The sequence below is a fragment of the Leucobacter sp. Ag1 genome, from assembly GCF_000980875.1.
Lineage (GTDB): Bacteria > Actinomycetota > Actinomycetes > Actinomycetales > Microbacteriaceae > Leucobacter > Leucobacter iarius.
Genome location: NZ_LAYO01000074.1, coordinates 1 through 17512, shown reverse-complemented (window position 1 = coordinate 17512; position 17512 = coordinate 1). Strand labels below are relative to the sequence as shown.

Sequence of the window (17512 nt, the reverse complement as noted above, 5' to 3'; positions counted from 1 at the left end):
TCAGCGGTTCACGTCGACGACGATCCGGCCGCGGATGCGGCCGTCCAGAAGGTCATTGGCAACGGAGAGGGCCTCGCTCAGGCCGACCTCGCGGCTCATAGCGGGCAGCAGGTCCAGGTCGAGCTCGTCGGCCAGGCGGTTCCACGCTGCGACACGCTTGTCGTGGGGCTGGGTGACGCTGTTGATGCCGAGCAGGCTCACCCCGCGCAGAATGAACGGCGCGACGGTGGCGGGCAGATCCATGCCCTGTGCGTTCCCGCACGCGGCGACGGCGCCACCCGCCCTCGTCCCGGCGCAGGCATTCGCAAGGGTATGGCTACCGACGGAGTCGATCGCAGCCGCCCAGCGCTCTTTGCCGAGCGGCCGGCCGGGCTCGGATAGCTCTGTCCGGTCGATGATCGTCGTAGCGCCGAGGCGGCGCAGGTAGTCGGCTTCAGCGGGACGGCCGGTTGACGCGACGACCGAGTAGCCGCCGCGTGCCAGCAGCGCGATCGCGAACCCGCCGACCCCGCCGTTCGCGCCCGTGACGAGGACGTCATCCGAATCAGTGGTGAGGCCATGCGATTCGAGGGTCATGAGGGAGAGCATCGCCGTGTACCCGGCCGTGCCGATCGACATCGCCTGCCGCTCCGAGATCGCATCCGGCAGCGGCACCAGCCAGTCAGCGCTCACGCGGGCTCGCTGGGCGAGGCCACCCCAATGCGTCTCGCCGATGCCCCACCCGTTCACCAGCACCCGATCGCCAGGCGCGTAGGAGGGGCTGTCGCTGTGCTCCACGACCCCGGCGAGGTCGATCCCGGGCACCATCGGGAAGCGACGAACGACCGGAGCCTTTCCCGTGATCGCGAGGGCATCTTTGTAGTTCATGCCGCTGTACGACACGCGCACCGTGACGTCACCGTCAGGTAGCTCACTCTCATCGAGTTCGCGCAGCGCTGCCTGGTATCCGGCATCGGTCTTGTCTATGGAGATTGCGCTGAACATCATGCTCTCCCGGGATGGATGCGGACGGATGCGAGGTAACCGGCGAAGAACACTTCCATCGGTCGGACGTTGCGGGTCAGGCGGGCGCGAAGGATCGCGCCTTCCCAACCGACCCAGAAGAACGACGCCAGTTCGTCGCAGTCGGAGCCGGACGGGATCTCGTCTGCGTCTGCGGCCAGTCGCAGGCACGCCGCGACGCGACGCTCCCAGTCACGCAGCACGTCTTCGAGCGCTTCACGGTAGCCCTCGGGGAGGGTGGAGACCTCTTGGCCGAGATTGCCGACTAGGCAGCCTCGTTCGAAGTCATGTCGCGCCATGCCTGCCTTGGCGTCGTCCACGAACCTCGTCAGGCGTTCCAGCGGGGACGGGCCCTCTTCGAGCAGCCATCGGTCGAGCTTGCGGGCGAAGTAGTCCGCGTACCGTTGCAGCACCTCGAATCCGAACGCGTCCTTGCTGTCGAAGTAGTGGTAAAAGGAGCCCTTCGGCACGCCGACACGTTTCAGGACCGCGTCGATGCCGGTCGCGCTCATGCCCTGCGTTGTGAGGACTTCCATGCCGCAGCGCAACAGTGCTTCCCGCGTGTCTCCGTGCTCGCGAGGGATCTTCGGGGGTCGTCCCCGGCGAGGTCGAGCTGCGATGTCGGTCATGACAGTGAATTTAGACTGACCGTCTCTAAATATCTACAAGTGGGCGCAGAGTATGCAGAGATCGGCCACTCGCTACAGGGATCGGCCACTCGCTACAGGGATCGACCACTGGGCAGTACCGGCGTCTCAGGCGGTATCGCTGCCGATCGCAGCCATCGCGCGGTCAAGGACGGTCGCGAGCGGCTGGGCTCCGTCTCCTTGGCTCCAAGCGGCGACCGCGGCGTCGAGATATCCAAAGGTTGCCGCGATCAAAGCCCCTGGACGGGGGTCGCGGGGATCGTCTGACTCCTTGCCCAGTCGGCGTGAGACCTCGGGGCCGAGCGTGTTGCGCCAACTCGCGACCTTCGTCGCGTGGTGCACGGCGAGAGCCTGCGTGCCGGTGAGCATCTGTGCGACGCGCATCGCGCGTTCGGGGTCCGTGCTGTAGATCGCGAGCAGCGGATCGAGCGAACGGCGCAAGGCGGTCCACGGTGCCTCGTCGTCGGGGCGCTTCTCCAGCGCCTCGCGCATCTCCTCGCCGAAGCCGATTACTCGACTGAGCAGTGCCTGTTCCTTCGTCGGAAAGTAGCGGAAGAACGAGCTGCGGGAGATTCCTGCAGCAGTGCAGATGTCGTCAACCGTCGTGCTCTCGTATCCGCGGTCAGCGAAGAGCTCGAAGGCTGTCTCCGCGACATGGGCCGCCACCGCGCTTCGCGCAAGAGCCCGAGCGGTCGGTCGAACAGGTGGGCGAGGATCCTCAAGCATGCCACTCATGCTACTGTCATCCCGAAACTGAAACTACAGTGTCACTAAAGGGACTACAGTCCCGGGAAGGCGGGCTGCAGGATGCCCACACGAAAAGTCATCGTCATCACGGGAGCCAGCGACGGCATCGGCGCGGCGGCGGCCCGCGCCCTCTCCGCACGGGGCCATCGGATCGTTCTCGTGGGACGCAGCCGCGAGAAGACGCAGCGGATCGCGCAAGAGCTCGAGCAGGAGTTCCACGTGGCAGACTTCGCAGAACTCGCCCAGGTGCGCGCGCTTGCGCACCTGCTCCTCGAACGTCACCCGCGCATCGATGTCCTGGCCAACAACGCCGGTGGCGTGTTCGGCAGGAACCGGCAACTGACCATCGACGGGCATGAAGTTACCTTCCAGGTGAACTACCTCGCGCCATTCCTTCTGACGAGCCTGCTCATGGAGAGGCTGATCGAATCCCGCGCTTCGGTCATCAATACCTCGAGCGTCGTGAACCGCGCTTATGGGCGCATCGACCTCGCGAACCTGAACGGTCAGAAGCGATACAACCCCGTTACCGCGTACGGCAACGCAAAGCTCGCGCAGATCCTGTTCACCAAAGAACTGCACCACCGCTACGCAGACCGCGGCCTGGCCAGTGCCGCGTTCCACCCCGGCAACATCGCGACCAGCTTCTCCACCCAGGCCGGCGCCGGCCTCCGTCTCGTCTACCAGACCTGGATCGGACGGCACATCCTCCAGACCCCGGAGAAAGGCGCCGATACCCTTGTCTGGCTCGCAGACGCTGAAGCCGGAACCGACTACCCATCCGGCGAGTACTTCGTACGGCGTCGCATCCGCCGAGCCAACCGCCAGGCCTACGAAGAGACACTCGCGCGCGACCTCTGGGCGGCGAGCGAGCGCCTCCTTCACTCCCGATAGCGGAGGGGTGCAGGAGAGCGCGGCCTCACGTCAGAGGGAGCTGATCGATCACCAGGCGGCCCCTCTGGGCGGGCATCTTCCGCGCAAGCACTCAGGTAGTCGGCCACATCCGCTCGGGCGCCGAAACACCCAGCAGGCCGAGGCCGTTGCGCAGCACCTGTCCGGTGGCGTCGTTCAGCCACAGGCGCGTTCGATGCACGGTCTCGACCGGTGCATCGCCGAGCGGCGTAACGCGGCAGTTGTCATACCAGCGGTGGTACAGGCCCGCGAGCTCCTCGAGGTAGCGTGCGACGCGGTGCGGCTCGCGCGCCTCGGCGGCGAACGCCACGACGCGCGGGAACTCCTGCAGAGCGCCGAGCAGCGCCGACTCGGTCTCGTGCGTGAGCAGCTCGGGGGCGAACTCGGAGCGGTCGACGCCCGCGTCGGCGGCGTTGCGGGCCACGTTGTGCGTGCGGGCGTGCGCGTACTGCACGTAGAACACGGGGTTGTCGTTCGTGCGCTTGCGCAGCAGGTCGGGGTCGAGCGACAGCGGCGAGTCGGCCGGGTAGCGCGCGAGCGAGTAGCGCAGCGCGTCGGTGCCGAGCCACTCGCGCAGGTCATCGAGCTCGATGATGTTGCCCGCGCGTTTCGAGAGCTTGGCACCGCCGATCGAGACGAGCTGGCCGATCAGGATCTCGACGTCCTTCTCGGGGTCCTCGCCCACCGCACCCGCGAGCGCCTTGAGGCGGTGCACATAGCCGTGGTGATCGGCGCCGAGCAGGTAGATCTTGTGCGCGAACCCCCGGTCGCCCTTGTTCAGGTAGTACGCGGCGTCGGCGGCGAAGTAGGTGTACTCGCCGCTGGAGCGGCGGATGACGCGATCCTTGTCGTCGCCGAAGTCGGTGGTGCGCACCCACACCGCGTCGTCCCGGTCGAAGACGTAGCCCTGCGCGCGCAGCCGGTCCACGGCGCGGTCGACGAGGCCCGGCCCTCCCGCCTCGCCCGCGGCATGCAGCACGCGCTCCGAGAACCACACGTCGAAGTGCACGTTGAACTTCGCGAGCGAGCCTTCGATCTCCGTCAGCTGCAGCGCGTACGCGTCGTCGCGCGCGGCGACGAGCTGCTCGTCGGCCGGCAGGCTCAGGATTCCCGGACGCGCCTCGAGCACGCGACGACCGAGCTCCGCCACGTACTCGCCCGGGTAACCGCCCTCGGGCGTGGGCTCGCCCTTTATCGCGGCCAGCACGGAGGCGCCGAAGCGGTCCATCTGCACGCCGGCATCGTTGATGTAGAACTCGCGCGCCAGCGTCGCGCCCGAGAACTGCAGCACCCGGCCGATGCTGTCGCCCAGCGCGGCCCAGCGGGTGTGGCCGATGTGCAGCGGGCCCGTGGGGTTCGCGCTCACGAACTCGAGGTTGATCGTGTTGCCGACCTGCGTGTCGTTGCGGCCGTAGTCGACGCCCGCCTCGACGATCGTCTTCGCGAGAGCGCCCGCGGCTCCCGCCTCGACGCGGATGTTGATGAAGCCAGGTCCCGCCACCTGGACCGAGGCGATGCCGTCCGCCGAGGCGAGCTCCTCGGCGATCTCCCGCGCCAGCTCGTACGGGTCCGCACCGAGACGCTTGGCGATCTTCATGGCGATGCTGCTGGCCCAGTCACCATGATCGCGGTTCCGTGGACGTTCCAGCACCATGTCGGTGGCACTGAGAACGAGCGCTTTCTCCGGGCATCGCCGCGCGGCGATCGGCGCTACGACGGCGAGGAGAGCGGCGGCGAGACCCTTTGTCACCCCGGGGACCACCCGCGTAGGAATGCGAGAACCTTTGCGTCAGGGATCTCACAGGCCCGGAGGCAGTCAGCGTCCTGAGTCCGGTACACATTGGCGCTGACTAGATCATTTCCCCCTAGTTCCTCGGCGTAGATGCTGACGCTTCGTCCGCCTGCGTGCTCCGTTCGAGCTAGTCCGTAGGGATGTCCGTTGTAGACAACACGGGTCCAGCCCATTGGCACCCGGTCGAGCAGCGTGGAAAGGGGCTCGCTGCAACGCTCGCCACGCTGTGGTCGAGTGAGGGCATCCGTGTTGCTTCGCTCGCTGGGGCTTCGCCTGCTTTGCGAATTCAGATTCCCGGTTACGTGGCCCGGGCTAGTCACGTTCAATGTGTCCACCGTCCTCACGGCCTCGCCGGACAGCGTAGGGCCGCCCTGTAGACCACCCTAGACGCAGACTGGACCCCAAAGACCAAAAGTTGCGTATGTCGCGTCTGACCTCCCGCACATCAGCGAACTCGACGCGCCCGCCGGATCGACTGGCCCTCCGCTGCGCAGTGCACAAGGCGTCGGTCTCCGATGCGGTGCCGCTCAGATGCTCTGACGACTCACCACAGGTTCGCTCTGCTGCGGTCGCCCGATTACGGGGCGCGGCGTGCCCAACTCTCGTACCCGCTCGCCGACGGCCTGCGCCACCTTCCTTGTACCGGCTACCGTGGCGTCCCGCACAGCCCGGTGCAGCCTCTCCTGTCCGCGACTGATCGCGTCCGCGGCACGTTGGCTGCTGTGTCGCATCAGTTCCGATGCGGGCATCCAGGTCAGCCGCGAACGATCCTTCACCTGAGCGGCGATGCGCTCCCGACGCGCCGCCAACGCCGGGTCCGACAAGCGAGCCAGCGCGTCCGAATCCATTTGCGCCGTCTCCACACGCTCCGGCCCAGCCGTTCGTTCCGACGCTACAGTCACTACCGAATCCCTGCCATCCTGCTTCAGCGGGATGTACCGCTCGTCGTCACCCGTTTTCATGACTCCTCCTCTTTCTCCACTGTGGTCTCGGACCGCTTCTCGACTGATTTCAGCCACCGTCCGACGGTCGTCGGATGGACACCGAGCTCGAACGCGATCTGTCGGTTCGACAGACCCCGCTTGCTCAATCGGATCGCCTCTTCAGGCCCGCCCATATCCGCGGGCGCCCGGCTCGGCGTAGATGATGCCGCGTGCGTGTCTTCCGCTGTGACTGCTGTGCTCACTGTTCCGGACACCAACGCTCGAACCTGCGTACGCTCCAACCTCCCTTCCTGCATCAGGGTCGTGGCCGGGACGACATCGGCATCCTCACCGACGGTCGGCGAGGCGCGGCGATAGCGGCCCAGCTCCACGGTCAAGTGCGTGGCCGCAAGCAGTACGATCGGTGGCACCGATGCCACGAGTGCCGCCACTATGCCGGGCACGGTGTCGTCGGCGGCGACCAGTGCGTGCGTGATGTTCGCCGTGATCGACACCAGCGCCGCCCCGGCCAACAGCAGCCATGGATACCGGGTCGCCGCCCGCCCATACGGTGACAAGGCGACCACCGACATCGTCGCGATGACGATTACCCCGTCCACGATCAACGGCCATACCCACGCGAGCCCCACCGCGGTGCCCGCGCGGGACGCGAGGTCCGCGAGCGCGGTGAACGATAGCCAGAACGCGCCGACTCCCAGCAGCACCGTGCCGATGATCGAGGCACCGACGACCCAGGCACCCATCCGACGCTGCGGCATACCCGTCACAGCGCCGGCACGGAGACGTCGACCGTCGCCGTCGTGCGCACCGGAGTCGCCGTACCCAACTCCACCGTCCGGGCCCGCGACGTCTCCCGTTCAGCGTCGGGGCCGGTGTGGTCAAGCCCGGGCGGGTACCCATCGCCGATGCCCGCATCCGGCAGCTTGTCGAGGATTTCCAGTGCCACGCGACGCACCCGCTCGCCGGTCTCGCGTACCACGTCCACCGGTTCCTTGTCCGCCACCGACTGCGCCCACGTCGCGACGTAGGGAATCGTGTAGTCGCTGGTGTCCATGCCGTGCGCCGCGCCGATCATCATCGCCACCGACTCCGCTTCTACCTCTCGGATGCCTCGATGATGGGTGACGGCCTCAGCCGGGTCGTGCATGCGGACGTGCCCGAGTTCGTGCGCCAGCGTCTTCACCCGCGCTGCATCGTCCATGTCCGCGCGAACTGCGACAACCTTCGTGTCGTAGATCGTCACGCCATTCGCTCCCCAGATGGAAGTCGCACCCACCGCGTCCTGCAACTCGAATCCCTCCGTCGCGACCTGGGCGGCGAGCCCCGCCCACAGCCCGGCCGGCGCCTCTCCTTCGAGCAGCCGCGGCATTGGCCGCTCCGGGATCTCCGACCCGCTGGTCTGCGTCACATCCCACACGTAGGCGGGCTTCACGTTGACGATCTTCGAACGCACCACCTCGCCTGCTGCAGGTTTCTCCCGGGCTTGCAGTCTGCGCCACGACATCGGATCGGAGGGATCTTTCGACGCGAATCGCCCCATCACCGGGGCATAGATCATGTACCCGGATTGGCCCTTGTCGACCGACCGGTCGAGTTGTTTCCACTGGTTGAACCCCGCTACGTACGTCGGCACCGGCGTCGATACTTGTCCCTGTTCGTATGCGTCGGTGTGCTGGGCGTAGATCAGCAGTGTGTTCCGAAAACTGCGAGATCTGAACCGGGCCGCGAACTCGATTGCCCTCTTCCAATCCTCACCCGTCGTCAGCCCCGCGACGGCAGTCTCGAGCTTCTCCGCCATCTCGTCGAGCTTGGCTTCACGCGCCGCCTGCACCTCGGCCGGTGAACGTCTCATTCGGGCCACTCAGACCACCGCCTTCACGTCCGCACCGACCACGCTCGGATCGGCTATTCGTGAGGACAGGTGCGTGCGTCACACCCCACAAGTCCGTACTGGAGGTGACCTCGGGAACCTGCTGCTGTCCCGCGAGTAACCATCCCGGGTGCCCGGCACTCCCGAGCCGCCATCGCCCTCTCGCTACTCTCCGCCGCTCATCCTGTTCGCCGTCGCGTGTCCAGATTCCTCCCGAGTTGCGGGCTGACGCTGTCGCCGCTTCTGCACGGAAAGTCAGGCGGTCACCGCTGACGCGGTGGCAGCACTGGTTGGGCAATCCTGCGGATTGCCTTTCGGCTGCTTGATTGTGCGGGACCATTCCCTTCTGCGCAAGGCACGCAAAAAGTCTCCCCGATAGTAGATCTCCTTCCCCTGGCGTGGGGGAGGAGATTTTTTGACTCTTCGGCCTTGCACATTCATTCCTGGCCCCTTTTCTCGGCATGTGCCGAAAGGCAATGGCAGGGAGGGAACAGCCACACCACCGGGTGTGACGGCCCTCCGGGATTCAGGAAAGGAACCGAAAGCCATGACCATCATCGACACCACCCCGACCCAGGCCGCAGACCTCACCCCCGCCCAGGAGGCCGTGCAAGGACCGGAGGTTCGCCGGATCAGCCCCCACGCCCTCGTCGTGGAGGACAACATCCGCTCACAGGTCGACCTCGACCGGGCATTCGTCAACTCGATCAAGCTCCACGGCGTGATCGTGCCCATCCTCGCCCACCCCGACCAGGACGGAAACATCATCGTCCGCGACGGCCAGCGCCGCACCCTCGCTGCCCGCGAGGCAGACGCCGAGGACGTGCCCGTCTACGTCGTGGACGCCTCCGACGAGAAGCGCATCCGCATCATCCAGCAGTACATCACCAATGAACACCGCGCAGGCCTCACCGACACCGACCGGGCCGAGGCATGGCGGCAGTTGGCGCTGGACGGGATGAGCGTCACCGCGATCGCCAAGCAGACCGGCACCAAGCGCACCACCGTCAAGACCGGTCTTGCCGTCGCCGAAAGCGACATCGCCAAGACCGCCGTCACCCAGCACGCCCTCACCCTCGACCAGGCACTCATCCTCACCGAGTTCGAGGACGACCCGGACGCGCTGGCCGAACTCACCAGCATCGCCGCACGCGACCCGGAATCGTTCGACCACTACGCCCAGCGGCACCTGGACGACAAGGCCACCAAGGAGGAAATCGCGGCCCTGCGCGCCCAGTACGAAGCAGACGGATACACCGTCGTGGACTACCCGGCATGGGGCGACGAGGACGTGGCGTTCTTCCATGACCTCCTCACCGCCGACGGCGAGCGCGTCACCGAGGAGAACTACGCCGGGAAGGACGGGCACGCCGTCGCTATCGGGGAGCGGTGGGGGAGCATCGACGTCGCGCACGTCGTTGTGAACTGGCGTGAGCACGGCCTGACCTCCATCCGGCACAGCCAGCCCACCACCCGATCCGGGGCGATGACCGAGGAGGAGAAGGCCGAGCGTCGCCGCGTCGTCGCGAACAACAAGGCATGGGTCAGCGCGGAGAAGGTGCGCCGCGCATGGGTGACCAAGTTGCTCGGCCGGAAGCGTCTGCCCTCTCAGGCGCTCGCGTTCGCGGCAACCGTGATCGCGGACAGCCGTTACGAGGTCGCCCGCGCCGCAAACGACGGGCACGACATGGCCGCGACCCTCCTGGGCCTCGACGGCCAGCGCCACTACGGGCAGCCGCACCCCATCGCCGCGATGATCCAGGCCACCCCGACCAAGGCCGGACACGCACTGCTCGCCGTCGCACTCGGCGCTATGGAAGCGGCAACCGACAAGAACAGTTGGCGCAACCCCAACGAGTCCATCCGCCAGTACCTCGAACAGCTCGCCGCATGGGGATACACCCTCTCCGACGTCGAAACCCTCATCACCGACCCCGACAGCGCCACCCCCGGCGAGGACGCTCCGACCCCCACCGAGGAAACGGATGCCGCCGACGAGGAGAGCGGCACGGACGAGGACGAGGCAACCAGTGACGCCGACGACGAGGAGAACGGGCCGGAGGACGTGACCGCGCTCGAGAACCCCGCCGACGACGAGGAGCCGTCCACCGAGACGGACGCCGCCGAAGCCACCGAGGCACGCGGCACAGACGAGGACAACGCGACCGACGCTGGGGCCGAGGTCGCAGACGCCGCCTGACCCGCCGTCAATAACCACAGGGGCCGGTCATCGCATCGCCGCCGGTGACCGGCCCCGCTCCCTCTTTCCGTTTCGCGACCTCACAGGAGCAGACATCATGAGCACCCAGATTCTCGACCGCATCACCGCCGACCCCGACCAGCAGGAACGCTACGCACGCATCGCGCTGGCCTGTCTGACCATCCCCGGCGAACCAAACCCGCCCGTCGCCCGTCTCACCGGCACCAACGGCCCCGCCGTCGTCCAGCACACCCTCGATACGCTCTCGCCCGCCATCGCAGAACAGACCGTCATCGACGCCCTCGACAGCGCCGCAGACGGCACCCACCGGGTACTCATCCCCACGGACCCGGAATGGCCCACCGGGCTCGACGACCTCGGCACGGAACGCCCCGTCGCTCTCTGGGCATCCGGAGACCTCGACCTCCTCACCGGCACCCCCGCCCGAGCCGTGACGATCACCGGAGCCAGAGCCGCCACGAGCTACGGCGACCACGCCGCCGCCGAACTCGCCCACGACCTCACCAGTACCGGGCGCAGCATCATCACCGGAGGCGCGTACGGGATCGACGCCGCCGCCACCCGCGCAACCCTCGCCGCATCCGGACACCCCATCGTCGTCCTCGCATCCGGCATCGACCGCCCCTACCCGGCAGGCAACACCGGCCTGCTACATCAGGTCACCGAGCAGGGCCTCGTGCTCACCGAGACCCCGCCGAGTGTTGCACCGACCCGCTCCCGGTTCGTTGCACGCACCCGCATCCTTGCAGCGCTCGCCGCTGCAACCGTGATCGTGGAAGCCGGAGCGCGCTCGGGCGCACCCCAGGTCGCGCACACCGCGCACCGCCTCGCGCGCACGGTGGGAGCAGTGCCCGGCCCTATCACGAGCACCACCAGCACGGGATGCCACCTCCTCATCCAAGCGGGCATCGCCCGCCTCATCACCAGCGCCGACGACCTCGCCCCCACCGTGGACGAGTAACCGCCAGCACCCCCGGACGGCGCCGACCGCGTTACCAAGCCACGGTCGGCACCGCCCGAACCCCTCTCACACCGCATGCTGCGCCCGACCCTCGCCGCCAGCACCATGACCAGCCCACGCACCCAGCACCCGGCGCCAGCTCCGCCGCCGCTCGACCCGAAACCGGCCCCGCGGACCTCCTCCACGACGCCCCGTACCCGCTCTTCTCACAGTCGGATACACGTCTTGCATTTACACGCCGTGCCCCCGGCGCGACCGCCCCGAAGGGTACGCTCAGGCACCCGCGCTCCGCGCGGTCGTAAACCCCGAACACCACACCAGATGCGTCGCCGAAACCGGAGAGCACGGGACCGTTTCGACCGGAGCAAGAGCCACGATGCCTCGCGCGCCCGCCACCGGACACGCGGAGGCGACGGCAAGAGTAATCTGCGCTTGCCCGAGCCGTCGAAGAGTAAAAGCGAACGGTCGACGAGTACAAAACTCGAGAGACCCAGGCCGCGCCCACCCGACGCGGGGGAGGGCTCACTACGTCCAAGCCGACGCGATCACCCGCATTCCCGCAGAAGATGCGAGCATTGCCTCTGCAGCAACGAGGAAGCGATGGGTCAGATGGAGCGCGCCAGCGTTGCAGAAACAGCGCGAAGCGTGCTGCACCACCCGGCAGGACAGTAGTGCGCGCCGCGTGCACACAGCAGCTGAGGCGCTGCAACAGTCCCGTTCGGAGCCGTGCAACAGGGGGCTTCACGAATGCTGCAGCACCAAGTAAAATCGAACTCACCAGGCGAGCAATACACGATTGGCGTTTCAGGACGCACCACCGGTGCGAAGGGGCTCAGCCACCAACAACACAACCGAGCACGCACGTGCTCGACTCGTTGAAGGAGGCCCACCGTGTTTCTCATCTCCCTCGCCACGCGCCCCGCCGCCGCCGTCTACCACTGGTGCCAACGCTGGCTCCCCAGCAACCGCCTCACCGCACTCCTCCGTACCAGACGCGGACACCGATGGGGGATCCCGGCGGCGCTTCTCGGCGTGATCTACTTCGTCGCGGGCGTGGCCTGCTACGGAGCCGTCAGACTCGGCCACACCGAATGGCTTTACCTCGGCATGCTCATCTGCTGGTGGACTGCCCTCAAACTCATCGCCCATGGCATCACCGCCGCCATCCGACTTCTCGGAGCGCGCACACACGAAAACCTCGCAGTTCGCCGCGCGATCCGAGACCGAGAACAAGCCGTGGCAGAGGCAGGCATCGAACCACTCGAATACAGCAGTGCAGACCGTCGTCGCGTCCTGCGCGAAGTCCGCGAAGAACTCAACGCCAGGTGAGCTGAAACCCACTTGTAACGCGACAAGATGCCCCCGTTGCTCTCTCGCGGGCCATATGTGGCTCCTCGTACATCTATTGAGGCATCCTGAGCAGCGATCCCGGTGCACATCAGGTGGCTGGCTGCCGTACCTGTCCTGTGTGACGGTGTCGATGCGTGTGCTCAGTGCAGGGGAGGGATACAGGTACCTCCTCAAGAGCATCGCTGCCGCCGACACCGGGCGCGACCTCGCGACCTCACTGACGCGCTATTACAGTGCTGCAGGAACACCGCCCGGCTTTTGGGTAGGTAACGGGCTCGCAGGTCTCGAGGATCCCGTGCTCGCCGAAGGTGGAGTGGTCACGGAGGATCAGCTGCGTCATCTGCTGGGGCGTGGTGAGCATCCCGTGACGGGGGAGCAGTTGGGGCGGGCGTACTTCGCGTTCAAACCTCTCAGGGAGCGGGTGAAGATCCGCACTGCGAAGCTCTCCGAGACGCTGAACGCTGATCAGCGTGAGGCCGCGGTGGAGCAGATCGTGGCGGAGGAGAAGCAGCGCAAGCGTCCGCGCACGGTCGCCGGCTTCGACTACACATTCTCTGTCCCGAAGTCAGTCTCCGTGCTGTGGGCTGTCTCCGACGGCGGCACCCAGGCACTGATCGGCCAGGCGCATCACGCCGCTATCCGCGAGGTCATCGATCTTCTCGAACGGGATGTTGCTGCTACACGGACCGGCGCGAACGGTGTCGCGCAGGTCGACGTGCGTGGGGTGATTGCGACAGCGTTCGATCATTTCGATTCGCGTGCGGGGGATCCGCAGTTGCATACGCATGTGGTGATCGCGAACCGGGTGCAGGCCGCGGACGGGAAGTGGCGCACCCTGGACGGAAGACCCCTGCATGCTGCCGTCGTCGCCCTGTCCGAGCACTACAACGCGGTTCTCGCCGATCACCTCACGCGTGTGCTTGGCGTGGAGTGGGAAGCACGTGAACGAGGCCGCGACCGCAACCCTGCTTGGGAGATCACCGGCGTCAGTGATGACCTGTTGGGGGAGTTTTCGTCCCGGACGGCGGCGATCGAGACGGAGAAGCAACGCCTCATCGAGGAGTACGTCGCAAGGCATGGGAAGCACCCGTCTGAGACGACGATCATCCGGCTGCGCCAGCAAGCGACGCTCGCGACCCGGCCCGAGAAGGAAGTACGTTCTCTCGCGGACCTGACGGCGGAGTGGCGTGACCGTGCCACTCAGGTGCTGGGGGAGGACTGCACCACCTGGGCGATGACCCTGATCCAGTCCGGCACGCACATTGGTGTCCTGCGTGCGGACGACCTTCCCCTGGAACAACTTCGCCAGATTGGAGAGGCGGTGGTTGCGCAGGTGGGGGTGAAACGATCGACGTGGCGGCGCTGGAACCTGCATGCGGAGGCTTCACGGCAGACGATGGGGCTCCGGTTCGCTTCCAACAACGACCGAGAATCCGTTATCGGGATGATCGTTGACGCCGCGGAGCAGGCCTCGCTGACCCTCACGCCCCCGGAACTGGTGAACCCGCCGGCGGAGTTCACCCGCGAAGACGGGTCGAGCATGTTCCGTCCCAAGCACCACACGATCTACTCCTCCACCCGCATCCTCGACGCCGAAGACACCCTCCTCGAGCTCTCACGCACCACCACCGCACCCACCGTTCCTCTACGAACTGTCGGAGGCGTCGTCGCCCGCCCCGACGATCGTGGGATCACATTGTCGGTCGAGCAACAGACGGCCGTGGAGAAGATCGCCGTCTCCGGCCGCACCATCGACCTCCTCGTCGGACCCGCCGGAACCGGGAAAACGACCACGCTCGGCGCGTTGCGCCGCGCATGGGAGAAAACGCACGGGGAGCAGAGCGTGATCGGATTGGCGCCCTCAGCTGCAGCCGCGGAAGTTCTCGCGGAAGATCTCGGGATCGAGACAGACAACACCGCAAAATGGCTCCACGAACACGACCACGGCCGCTGGAACCTGACCGCCGGTCAGCTTGTCATCATTGACGAGTCCTCACTCGCCGGCACCCTCGCCCTCGAACGCATCACCACGCATGCTGCTGAGGTTAGTGCGAAAGTCGTGCTCGTGGGGGACTGGGCACAACTCACCGCCGTCGACGCCGGAGGCGCGTTCGGACTCCTCACCCGAGACCGCGGCGACGCCCCAGAACTCGCGGACGTACGACGGTTTCACGCCGACTGGGAAAAACGAGCCTCCCTGCAACTCCGGCTCGGCAAGACCGACGTCATCGACACCTACGACGATGAAGGCCGCATCGTCGGCGGCGACTACGAAGACATCCTGGAAGCGGCCTACCGGTCCTGGTACGCGGACATCGCGGACGGCAAGACCAGCCTTTTGATCGCCGAAACGAACGAGACAGCTACCGAGCTCAACACCCGAGCACGCGACGACCGCATCCTCGACGGCCACGTCACACCACACGGCAACACCCTCCGCGACGGCACCCAGGCCGGGACCGGGGACATCATCATCACCCGCAAGAACGACCGACGCCTCTCCACGGTCAGCGGATCGTGGGTGAAGAACGGGGACCGGTGGCGCGTCACCGCACACCACGACGACGGCTCCCTCACCGTCGCCCGCGCAGACGCACGCAACGCCACAAAAGTGCTCCTCCCCGCCGCGTACGTCGCCGAGCACGTCGACCTCGGATACGCCGTCACCGCGCACAGGGCGCAAGGCTCCACCGTCGACACTGCCCACGCGATCGTGCACTCCTCCTCGATGACGCGGGAGAACTTCTATGTCGCGATGACCCGCGGCAGGGCATCTAACACCGCCTACGTCGCCACCGACGAAGCACACCTCGAAGAGCATCAACTCTCCGACGGTGAACCAACGGCCCGCAGCATCCTCCACGGCGTCCTACAGCACGAGGGTGCGGAGAAGTCCGCTCACGAGACGATCGAGGCCGAGCATCAAGCATGGGCTTCTATCGCGCACCTCGCAGACCAGTACGAGACGATCGCGCAAGCGGCCCAAGCCGAGCACATCACCGAGCTCCTGGAACAGGCCGGGCTCGAACCTGACATGCTGGCGCAGATCACCGACTCCGAGACGTTCGGATCGATCGTGACCACGCTCCGGCGAGCAGAAGCCACCGGACACCAGCCCGAACGCCTCATCACCCGCGCACTCAAAGCCGGCCCTATCGCAAGCGCTGACGATCCCGTGAGCCTGTTGCGTCACCGTATCCAGCAGCTTGCGACCCGCACCACGCCCGGACGCCGCATCAGCCAGCGTCGCCGGTTCATCGCTGGGTTCATCCCCGAAGCCACCGGCCCCATGCCCGCCGATATGCGACGTGCTCTCGACGAACTCCACAAACACATCGAGGACCGCGCCGAAGTTCTCGCCGACGAAGCAATCAACACTCGCCCGGCATGGATCAAAGGCCTTGGATCAATACCGCAGAAGGGCACGGACGCCTGGGAAAAGTGGAACATGAGGCTCCGAGTTGTGGTGGCCTACCGTGACCGCTATCGCGTAGATGCCGACACGCTGCTTGGGTCGCGATCTGATGACACCCAGCACCGGCTGGATCGGGAACGCGTCGAAGCTCTTCTCTCGGCTGGCGCGGGGAACGTGCCCCCGCCGGGCGCCGCGGCGGTATCGCGAGAAGGTCTTCAGCGCTGACGGCGCATGGACGCTGGCACTCGCGGCTGGGATCATAAGTGCATGGACAGCCATGGACCCGCGACCGATTTGTTGGAGTCCTTCCGGCGCGCACGGCGAGCGGCCGAATCACACATGAGATCCAACGAAGACGCGGGTGAGACATGGAACGAAACCACGGTCACCGACATCATCCTGCAGCACGCGCGACCATTCGTGAAGTCGGCGAAGTTCAATCAGAATCAGGAAGGCGTCACCGGTGCTGATTGGGTGTGGTGGTGGCTAGACGACGTAGGCGAGGCCTTTGGAATGCTGGTACAGGCCAAGCGTCTCCGCATCGGCACAAAATGGGAGATTGACTTCCCTTACCCTGGCGACTGGCGCCAGTACAAGAATCTATCGGCCACCGCAGCTGAACTCGATCTCGCCCCGGTCTATGCGCTGTATCTGGGCACCCAGAGGTACCGGGCTCCTGTAACGTGCCGCAGCAGCGCACATGTCGAGGATGACTGCGAGCGATGCGCGATGGAGGCCATCTCTCTTCTTCCGGCTCTCCTCGGCACGATCGGGGGAGGGTTCGATCAGAAGGACGGAGAAGCGGCCTATCGCGCTTCGCGCCCGTTGGAGTCATTCGCCGACGCGGGCACCCATGTCGATCTTTCGCTCGAACTACACCTTGACCGCGTCGATCCCGGACTGCGAAGTTTCCTCCTCGAGCCACAGCACGGCGCTCGCCAGATCGCCAAGATGCTCTTTGAGCGCGTCGCCGAAGCCAGGAGAGGTCAGTTCTCGCTTGCTACCGAAGAGCGGATCACTACCGATGGTCAGCAGATCTTCACCGAGTACCCATTGGACCGAGGGCATTTCGGGGTGCCCTACTATCCCAACATCCTCCGAGGCCTGAGACGGACACCACCGGCCTACGTCATGGATGCTCTTGCTGGGTTCGAGCTCCCCGAGGCGATCAGGAAGAACACGGCCGGGATCGTCGTCAAACAACTCTGAAGAGGTCCGGGAACGAGCCGCGTCGCTACCGCGGGCGTAGGACGAAGCTGATTGGCGAATCAGGCAGATCTATCTGCTGGTCTTCATCACGATGATCGGGCGGGCATGCTGGTGCCAGTAGTCCTTCCATGCCTGTAGTTGGGCTGGATCGGCAAGGTTTCCAGAGATTTGCGTCTGGCCTTCTCCGGCAGTCAAGGGGATCTGGTCCCAGCCCCCTTGGGTTGTTGCGAACCCCTCGGACAGGTTTGCCCATGTGGGATTCGCGTAGCGGACCTCGGCGTCATGGTACGAGTCGATCATGACGCCGGGGCGTGAGGAACGAACCGGTTACAACTGATCGTTAGTGCCGGGAGGCGCTGGCGGGGAGGATGTCATCATGCCCGGTCCCTATCCCAGAGAGTTCCGCGCGGACGTCGTCGCGGTCGCCAGACGCCGTGAGAGC

13 protein-coding genes are annotated in these 17512 nt (G+C 66.1%); 6 read left to right on the top strand and 7 right to left on the bottom strand.

Features of this window, described 5'->3' with window-relative positions:
* The 3 genes from XM48_RS03715 to XM48_RS03705 all read right to left on the bottom strand — a co-directional run bounded on the left by XM48_RS03715 (nucleotide 1) and on the right by XM48_RS03705 (nucleotide 2375).
* Nucleotides 1-984, bottom strand: coding sequence for an MDR family oxidoreductase (locus XM48_RS03715; protein WP_046454444.1), 984 nt, complete (start codon nucleotides 982-984; stop codon nucleotides 1-3).
* Nucleotides 984-1631, bottom strand: a complete 648-nt coding sequence (locus XM48_RS03710) for a TetR/AcrR family transcriptional regulator (protein ID WP_084820957.1) — start codon at nucleotides 1629-1631, stop codon at nucleotides 984-986. Before XM48_RS03710 ends, XM48_RS03715 begins: the two co-directional genes overlap by 1 nt.
* A 126-nt stretch (nucleotides 1632-1757) precedes the next feature.
* The gene (locus XM48_RS03705; protein WP_084820955.1) at nucleotides 1758-2375 is read right to left on the bottom strand and encodes a TetR family transcriptional regulator; all 618 of its coding nucleotides are present in this window, start codon (nucleotides 2373-2375) and stop codon (nucleotides 1758-1760) included.
* Between the two features lie 81 nt (nucleotides 2376-2456).
* On the opposite strand from XM48_RS03705, the gene XM48_RS03700 reads away from it, so the two are divergent.
* Nucleotides 2457-3290, top strand: a complete 834-nt coding sequence (locus XM48_RS03700) for an SDR family NAD(P)-dependent oxidoreductase (RefSeq protein ID WP_046454441.1) — start codon at nucleotides 2457-2459, stop codon at nucleotides 3288-3290.
* 91 nt (nucleotides 3291-3381) lie between these two features.
* On the opposite strand, the gene XM48_RS03695 is transcribed toward XM48_RS03700, so the two are convergent.
* The 4 genes from XM48_RS03695 to XM48_RS03680 form a co-directional block, all read right to left on the bottom strand.
* Entirely contained in the window at nucleotides 3382-5058 is a 1677-nt protein-coding gene (locus XM48_RS03695) for an arginine--tRNA ligase (RefSeq protein ID WP_046454440.1), read from the bottom strand.
* 569 nt (nucleotides 5059-5627) lie between these two features.
* Entirely contained in the window at nucleotides 5628-6062 is a 435-nt protein-coding gene (locus tag XM48_RS03690) for a hypothetical protein (RefSeq protein ID WP_046454439.1), read from the bottom strand.
* Entirely contained in the window at nucleotides 6059-6787 is a 729-nt protein-coding gene (locus XM48_RS03685) for a DUF2637 domain-containing protein (RefSeq protein WP_046454438.1), read from the bottom strand. The genes XM48_RS03690 and XM48_RS03685 overlap by 4 nt, the downstream gene beginning before the upstream one ends.
* Before the next feature lie 20 nt (nucleotides 6788-6807).
* Nucleotides 6808-7896, bottom strand: coding sequence for an ArdC-like ssDNA-binding domain-containing protein (locus XM48_RS03680; protein WP_084820951.1), 1089 nt, complete (start codon nucleotides 7894-7896; stop codon nucleotides 6808-6810).
* A 565-nt stretch (nucleotides 7897-8461) separates the two neighbouring features.
* Between XM48_RS03680 and XM48_RS03675 the strand changes: the two genes are divergently transcribed.
* From XM48_RS03675 to XM48_RS03655, 5 genes are all read left to right on the top strand, one after another.
* Nucleotides 8462-10114 (top strand): ParB N-terminal domain-containing protein, encoded by a 1653-nt coding sequence (locus XM48_RS03675; RefSeq protein WP_052961277.1) that lies wholly within the window; start codon nucleotides 8462-8464, stop codon nucleotides 10112-10114.
* A 97-nt stretch (nucleotides 10115-10211) separates the two neighbouring features.
* Nucleotides 10212-11096 (top strand): DNA-processing protein DprA, encoded by an 885-nt coding sequence (locus tag XM48_RS03670; RefSeq protein ID WP_052961276.1) that lies wholly within the window; start codon nucleotides 10212-10214, stop codon nucleotides 11094-11096.
* 891 nt (nucleotides 11097-11987) lie between these two features.
* Nucleotides 11988-12425 carry a hypothetical protein gene (locus XM48_RS18200; protein ID WP_052961275.1) on the top strand — a complete coding sequence of 146 codons (438 nt, stop codon included), beginning with the start codon at nucleotides 11988-11990 and terminating at the stop codon, nucleotides 12423-12425.
* A gap of 139 nt (nucleotides 12426-12564) precedes the next feature.
* The gene (mobF, locus tag XM48_RS03660; RefSeq protein ID WP_197074134.1) at nucleotides 12565-16086 is read left to right on the top strand and encodes a MobF family relaxase; all 3522 of its coding nucleotides are present in this window, start codon (nucleotides 12565-12567) and stop codon (nucleotides 16084-16086) included.
* Between the two features lie 114 nt (nucleotides 16087-16200).
* Nucleotides 16201-17070, top strand: a complete 870-nt coding sequence (locus XM48_RS03655; RefSeq protein WP_046454437.1) for a hypothetical protein — start codon at nucleotides 16201-16203, stop codon at nucleotides 17068-17070.
* Nucleotides 17071-17512: the final 442 nt, after the last annotated feature.